Annotated in this window: 5 protein-coding genes; all 5 read left to right on the top strand. The window is 37.3% G+C overall.

Features of this window, described 5'->3' with window-relative positions:
- Window positions 1–378 precede the first annotated feature (378 nt).
- The 5 genes from L950_RS22950 (at window position 379) to L950_RS34460 (ending at window position 7,792) form a co-directional block, all read left to right on the top strand.
- On the top strand, window positions 379–1,254 hold the full coding sequence (locus L950_RS22950) for a helix-turn-helix domain-containing protein (RefSeq protein ID WP_021190526.1): 876 nt from the start codon (window positions 379–381) through the stop codon (window positions 1,252–1,254).
- A 63-nt stretch (window positions 1,255–1,317) separates the two neighbouring features.
- Window positions 1,318–2,484 (top strand): iron-containing alcohol dehydrogenase, encoded by a 1,167-nt coding sequence (locus L950_RS22945; protein ID WP_021190525.1) that lies wholly within the window; start codon window positions 1,318–1,320, stop codon window positions 2,482–2,484.
- 619 nt (window positions 2,485–3,103) lie between these two features.
- Window positions 3,104–6,259, top strand: a complete 3,156-nt coding sequence (locus L950_RS22940) for a SusC/RagA family TonB-linked outer membrane protein (protein ID WP_231577816.1) — start codon at window positions 3,104–3,106, stop codon at window positions 6,257–6,259.
- A gap of 13 nt (window positions 6,260–6,272) precedes the next feature.
- The gene (locus tag L950_RS34465) at window positions 6,273–6,896 is read left to right on the top strand and encodes a RagB/SusD family nutrient uptake outer membrane protein (protein WP_231577815.1); all 624 of its coding nucleotides are present in this window, start codon (window positions 6,273–6,275) and stop codon (window positions 6,894–6,896) included.
- A gap of 53 nt (window positions 6,897–6,949) precedes the next feature.
- On the top strand, window positions 6,950–7,792 hold the full coding sequence (locus tag L950_RS34460) for a RagB/SusD family nutrient uptake outer membrane protein (protein WP_231577814.1): 843 nt from the start codon (window positions 6,950–6,952) through the stop codon (window positions 7,790–7,792).
- Window positions 7,793–7,901 lie beyond the last annotated feature (109 nt).

The raw sequence follows: 7,901 nt of genomic DNA, 5'->3' as shown, positions 1-7,901 counted from the left end.
TTATTTAGGACGGAACTGATTACATATTTATTGAGTAATTGGTTATTATGTTGATTATTTTGTAAATGTCAATATAATCAATTTTCGTTTTGATAAATTTATAATCTTACATTTTTGCTGTTTGAGATTTTGCAATCTGGTAGACTGATAGCGCATAATTTTTACTTATAGTATGAAATAAGAAGAAAACGCAATGCTCAATGAGTGTGATTTAAACCATATTATAGACTAAATGATGGATGTTTTTAGATTGGAGTCATGAGATCCGATATTTAAATATTCTTTTGGACAATTAAAGGTTTAGATTTTTTTACGTTTAAGTGTTATTAGTTTTTTTAGATTTACCGCCCAGTTGTATAATAAACAAAGTTAAAGGTTTTGAAGAAATTAAAGATAAAAGATAATCAGCAGAAGAAGGAAGACCAAGAATTGTCTTTTAGAGTATTTGATTTGACCGATGAAAATTTGGATCAATATACAGAAGCGCATAAAAAAGATCATTTTTGCATCTATGTGATTGAAGGAGGAACTATGCAAATGAGTGTAGAAGATGAAATTCATAACCTCAAATCAGGTAAAATAGCGGTAATATTTCCAGAACAGGTGAGTTTAATCTCAAATCAAAGTATAGATCTAAAGGGTAAAATCATCCTATTTGAAGAAATATTATTCTGTTCCGATATTTTAAAAAATGAATTGAGTACATACAATGTTAATCTTTCTACCCAACTCAATTGCACGATGCTTGCTGCAAATGATTTTCAGCGTAGTTTAGGAATGATAGATATTATTCAAGATATTTATCAAAATCCTAGTCTTGTTAAAAAAGAGCAAGCAAGATTTTATATAAAAATATTCTTATTAGGGTTGATTGAATCGGTCCATGGTCTACATCCTATATTGTATCAAGAAAGTACAGATAAGCCCATTTACATTCGATACAAGAAATTGTTAAATATCCATTATAAACAACATCGTACTGTTCAGTATTATGCATCGCAATTGATGATCACAACAAAAAAGTTAAATGCCATTACTAAAAAACATTGTGGCGATACTGCTATTGAAACCATTCATCATCGCATTTTAATTGAAATTAAGCGACAGTTGACATTCTCAGATCTATCGCACAAAGAGATTGCTTTCGATCTAGGTTTTAATTCACCGTCAGCGTTGAACAAGTTTGTACGATCAAAATTAAAAGAAACACCAACACAACTGCAACAAGAACTGTCGCAAATGTATAACGGATAGTCCCATTTGTATAACAGTGCTAAGTACAGCTCATGTAATTTTGTCAAAACAAAAAACAGAAAAATGAGTAAATTATTTATTGCAGGCGAGGTTTTCCATGGTGCTGGAAGTCTTGACGAATTGAAAAATATCCAAGGTAAAAAAGCTGTAATTGTAACAGGTGGCAATTCAATGCGTAAAAGTGGCACACTAGATAGAGCGATTTCATTTCTTACAGAAGCGGGCATCGAAGTCAGCATTTTTGAAGGAGTAGAAGAAGATCCTTCATCAACAACTTGCCTTAAAGGTGCAGAGCAGATTCAAGCTTTTCAACCCGATTGGATTATTGGATTAGGAGGCTGTTCCGCTATTGATGCTGCTAAGATTATGTGGGTTTTCTACGAATATCCAGATATCGATTTTGATAGTATTATAAAACCTTTTACCGTTCCAGTATTAAGAAATAAGGCCAAGTTCATAGCCATTCCTTCAACAAGCGGTACAGGTACAGAAACAACAGGTCTTGCTGTAATTACAGATCGCGAGAAAGGTGTCAAATATCCAGTCGTTTCTTACGAACTTACACCTGATATAGCTATTGTAGACGGAGAAATATGTGCATCGATGCCAGCTCACGTTACCGCAAATACAGGTCTTGATGTATTAACACACTGTGTTGAAGCTTATGTTTCCAATATCGAGAATAATTATGCCGATGCATTATCAAAAGGCGGATTAGAACTTGTATTTGACAATCTAAAAGAAGCTGTGGTTCATCCAGATAACATTACAGCTCGTCAAAATATGCATGATGCCTCTTTTATGGCAGGTTTAGCTTTCAATAACGCTTGGTTAGGTATTGTACACTCTTTATCACATCAAGTAGGTGCATTATATGGTATTCCGCATGGTGCTTCCAATGCCATTTTTCTACCCAATGTCATCCGCTATAATGCACAAGAAACTGCACGTTACCCAGAGTTGGCTAAAATAATTGGAGAGGAAACAGCAGAAGGTTTAGCAGTAGCTATTGAACATTTACGTTCGGAGGTGAATAACAAGGGTTCAATCAAAGATTTTGGTATCTCTAAAGAGATTTGGGAGAAAAACTTAGATTTTATTGCTCAAAATGCTTTAGTTGACCCATGTACAGGTTTTAATCCACGTGTACCTTCTTTAGATGAATTGAAAGCGATTTATAATGCTTGTTACGAGGGTGTTGTGTTTTCAGAAGAAGTTCTAAATGCTTAATTAATATTATAATTTTAAACGTACAAACATAAAAAACGTTTAAAGGTCTGGAAAAGCAGGGAGTCAAGATGATTCCCTGCTTTTTTTATTAATATGTATTTTATAAAATATCAAGCCAATATTTGATTCGACTTTATAAAATTATAATCTCTTCATAGCGTGTTTTTATTGTATTCCACAAGATCGAAAAGATATATTTTTTGATGTGAACGAGCAATATAGTCGCGAACAAGCAAAACGATCTTACTATATCTATAGTAAGATTACTTTTATGTGAAAATTATTAAAAAATATCCTAACTACTGTTAGTTTGATCTATTTTGATGTTTTTGTTGCCATATAAAAATGATTTTGCAACTAAATTTAACTTACATATTGTCAAATAATGATTTTTTTGTAGGAAAAGTTGTATTTCCTATTGCTACGCACACGATTGTTAATCATTTCATAAGCTTATGATAATCCTTACTTAACACTCAACCTATAGCTTTGCCGCTAATCAATCTTATTTGTAAAGGCAAAACTCATGTACTTTAAATCATCTAGACTATTGTGGCTGTTATTACCACTTACATGCCACTCACTACCTACAGAAGCAAGCAATTTAAGAATAGCATTGTTGAAAAGTGAACTTAACATTCAACAGCAGCTATCCGGAACCGTGCTCGATGAAGCTGGTCAACCCATTATTGGCGCGACTGTCCGCAATTTGCGCACCCAACAAGACTATCAGACAGATCATAACGGTCGATTTGTGATGGACGGAAAAGTCGGAGATACCATCTCTATTCGATTTATTGGATATACGACCACACAACAGACCATTACTTCCCAAAGTGGATTTCAGATTAAGATGACCTCAGAAGGGCAGCAACTCGAGGAAGTAATGGTTTCCATAGGTTACCAAAAAATCCGTAAATCTGATGTGACAGGAGCTATTGCAAGTGTAAAAGCAGAAGAACTCAACCTGACATTACCTAAGCTGTCGCAAGCTTTAGTCGGTAAAATAGCAGGTGTGCAAGTTATGCAAACGAGTGGCGCGCCTTATGAAGGAACAAAAATTAAGGTACGTGGAATGGGATCTATCAATGCAGGATCGGATCCTTTGTATGTCATTGACGGCTATCCTTCGGGAAACAACTTAAATATCAATCCAAATGATATTGAAACCATTGATGTCCTTAAAGATGCCGCTTCTGCCGCAATCTATGGTTCTCGTGCCGCTGGCGGTGTTGTCCTTATTACGACCAAACGAGGTAAAGAAGGTCGTAGTAATATCGATTACGAAGTATTAGGTGGTTTTGGACAATTATCAAAAAAGATAGATCTATTAAATTCTGAAGAATTTATCGATTTACTGATTGATGGTCGAAATAATGCCTATAAAGATTTAGTTACAGGAAGAGGATTGGTTTGGAATGAAAATATGCGTTTAGATAGCAATGCCGACCGTGTTGCTCGCGTAAGTAATGCCGGTTCAGTATCGATTCCAGAAGAATACTACGATTTTTCGACAGGTTTGGCCAAGAAAGCAAAATATGATACCGATTGGCAAGATGCCTTATACCGAAATGCACCTTTTCAAAGACACAATATATCTGCCTATGGTGGAAACGATAAAAACAGATACTTTTTAAGTACTTCATATCAAAATCAGGAAGGTATTATGTTGGGTACAGGGCAGGAGGTTTTTAATTTTAGAGCCAATACCGATGCTAAGGTAAGTAAGCGACTTACTGTCGGAGCCAATGTCTCTTTCACCTACAACGATAACAACGAAGTGACCACAGGCCGCTATGATAGGAGTCCTTCTATGGCCGCATTAATTTATTTACCTACACTTCCTGTTTATAATGAAGATGGTAGTTACGCTAAATTTTTGATGGCAAATCTTTCAGGTAACAACTATGGCGTCCAAAATCCAGAAAATCCATTGGCCTACGTCACTGAGATCAAAAATAACAGACGCGGAAAACGCGGTTTATATAATGCTTTTGCAGATTTCTCAATCTTTGATGGTTTGAGCCTAAAAGTAAATGGTGGATTAGCAACTTATGACGAGAAGTACGATTATTATAGACCTACAAGTATTTCAAATGGTAATAATGCACCCTATTCAAATTCTGCAAAAGCCGCAGCATATGCCGACGCCAATACGCTTAGTGAAATTGATAAGTTAGTTGAAACGACCTTAAATTATAATAAGACATTTGCAGAAAAACATCAAGTGACAGCCCTGTTAGGTTATTCGGCTCAAAGGACAGATATCGATTACATGTCTGTTCGCGCCAATGGATTTCAAAACGATGCTATTGAAGAGATTACCAACAAAGGTGCAGATCCATCAAATTTTCAACTACTCGATGCATATAAAAGAATTACAACACTGCAGTCGTATTTTAGCCGCGTAAACTACAGTTATGCATCCAAATATTTTCTATCTGCATCTTTCCGTACGGATGGTTCATCTCGTTTTGGACCTAACACCAAATGGGGAACATTTCCTTCCGTTTCTGCAGGTTGGACCATCTCTAAAGAAGATTTTTATGATGCATGGCTAGGAGAGGGGTCTACTGCGAAGCTAAGAGTAAGTTGGGGTAAAAGTGGAAACAACAATATTGGTGAATATAAGGCTAAAACCACATACAATTCACCTACAGGTGTGATTATTGGTGACAAAGTGGAAACATCACTTGCTCCCGGAGATTTACGTGACCCGAAATTGGGTTGGGAAACCACCTCACAATACAATGCTGGCTTGGATTTAGGACTTTTCCGAGGACGCTTGAATATTATGAGTAATATTTATTTGAGTCGTTCGTCCGATATGTTGTTCGATCAACCGATCACCGCAGTATCAGGAGCAACAACGATCTTGACCAACTTGCCTAATAGTAAAGTTGAAAACAAAGGATTTGATCTTCAAGTCGATGCTGCCTTAGTGCGTAAAAAAGACTTTGATTTAGGTATTAGCGGTAACATCAATGTCAACCGCAATAAAGTACTGGATCTTGGTGGCGGATCTACCATTATGACAAATGGGGCAGAACGCTCATATATCACGCATATTACACAAGAGGGCAGTCCTATTGGTATGTTCTACGGATTCAAAGTATTGGGAGTAGCTACCGAAGAAAACTATAAAAGTGTTGCCCCATCTGCAGGATCAACTAATCCTTTGCAACCAGGAGATCTTTATTTTGAAGACGTTGACGGAAATGGCATTGTGAATGATGAAGACAAACGTGTTATCGGAAGTCCACATCCTGATTTCACCTACGGATTTGCGATCAATACACGTTATAAAAACTTTGACTTGAGAGCCTCATTCAATGGATCACAGGGAAATAAAGTATTGGATGGTTACGACTATTACTTATATAATATGGAAGGTTCAGGCAATCAATATGCAGACGTTGCCCAACGGTACAGATCGGCATCAAACCCAGGCAATGGTGAAGTATATCGTGCTTCAAGGGGTGGTACGCAGAGCAACAGCACCCGTCTATCTACTTTTTACCTACAAGATGGATCTTTCCTTAGGATGACCAATATTATATTAGGTTACAGCTTACCAACTGCAACTGCCAATAAGTTAGCTCTTTCAGGTGTAAGGATATCCGCAAGTGTAGACAATCCATTTACCATTAGCAAATATAAAGGTTACAATCCAGAGCCCGACTACAATCAACGCGGTAATCTGACTCCTGGGGTAGATTACGGTTTGTATCCTTTGGTGCGTACATTCAATCTTGGATTAAAAGTTACATTTTAAAAAATCGATTATCATGAAAAAAAGATATTTATTACCCTTCGTTCTTTTAGCACTATCCTCCTGCGATAAAGGTTTTTTAAATCAGGATAACCCCAACGCGGTTACTATTGGCGCATATTTCAAGTCAGAAAACGACGTTTTATTGGCTGTTAATGGTTTATACCAAGCATTACGCTCGGGAAGCACTATCGGTGAGTCCAGTGCGCTTTACAGTGAAGAGCGTTCGGACAATACAGGCCGTGATGATAACCAATCTAATGCAGGCGAACCCTTTCAGTTTAATGATTTCTCCATACTACCGAGTAATTCCTATATCAAAACACATTGGTCAGCGATGTACGATGGCATTGCACGTTGCAATACTTTATTATCCAATATCGACCGTGTAACATTTGCCGACAATGCGGTCAAAGAACGATACATTGCCGAGACCAAGTTTGTTAGAGGCCTCTTGTATTTCCATATGGTACGCAAATTTGGTGATATTCCGTTGTCAACCGTCGAGATCACGACTAAAGAGCAAGCGGCCGAAATTGCGCATAGACAGAAAGAAGCTGTTGTCTATCAGCAGATTGTTGCCGATTTGACAGAAGCACTCAACAGCAACCTGCCAATGTACAGTGGCAGTATGCCGTAGGTCGCACTTCCAAGGCCGCTATCAATGCTATATTAGGACAAGTTTACCTGACTATGGGAGCTACATTAACGGGTGACAAGCAGGCTAATTTTAAAAAAGCAGAGCAATATCTCGCGGCATCATACGGCATGCGTACTTTTGGCAAACTCACTGAGATCCCTTATGCAGATGTTTTTGATGTCAGCAAGAAAAGCACCTGTAAAGAATTAGTTATGCAAGTTCAATATTTACAAGGTGATCAAAACTACAGTTCCAGTATTGCACGCAATAATCAGGCAAGGGGAGAAAACATCAACTCCAAATTTGTATCAACCGGTATCGGAGGCAATGTCAAGCATGATCTTGTAAAAGATTATGAAGAGCAAGATTTACGAAAAAGTTTCTCTATCAAGTTTGCAGAACACGCTCAGGTTAAAGATTGGTTTATTACCAAATTTAGAGACAACAGCGAAGTAGCTGGTACCGAAGGAAGAGGGGGGAATGATTGGATATTAATTCGTTATGCTGACGTGATGTTGCTTTTAGCAGAGGCAAAGATGAATTTAGGTAAAGATGCAGAAGCGATTGCTTTACTCGATGAAGTTAGACTTCGAGCAGGCTTACCATCATACGCAAGCTCAAGAACTAATGCTAGCTACTTCTCTAAATACCCCACATTGAAAGATGCTATTTTACACGAACGTCGTGTAGAACTTGCCTTTGAAAATCACAGGTGGTTTGACCTTATCCGTAATTACGATGCAAACGCTCTGGTCGATTATTTTAAAAAGAAGAATCAGTCTGATTATGGAAATGCCAAGCTATCCAATATCTCGATCAAGGATCGCTATTATCCGATTCCATTTGACGAGTATAAGTTAAATCCTGAGAAAATGTATCAAAACACAGGATATTAAATAGTAACAAATCATTCTAATGATCAATACCATCACCATATGGCTCTGACCCCTTCAGGTATATTCTTTCGAGTGTATCCTTGGGTCAGGAGTTTCATAGCGATAGAAC

Origin of the sequence: Sphingobacterium sp. IITKGP-BTPF85 (genome assembly GCF_001006065.1) — a bacterium.
Classification (GTDB): Bacteria; Bacteroidota; Bacteroidia; order Sphingobacteriales; family Sphingobacteriaceae; genus Sphingobacterium; species Sphingobacterium anhuiense.
The sequence above is the reverse complement of the archived record's forward strand: the minus strand, read 5'-3'. Positions and strand labels throughout refer to the sequence as shown.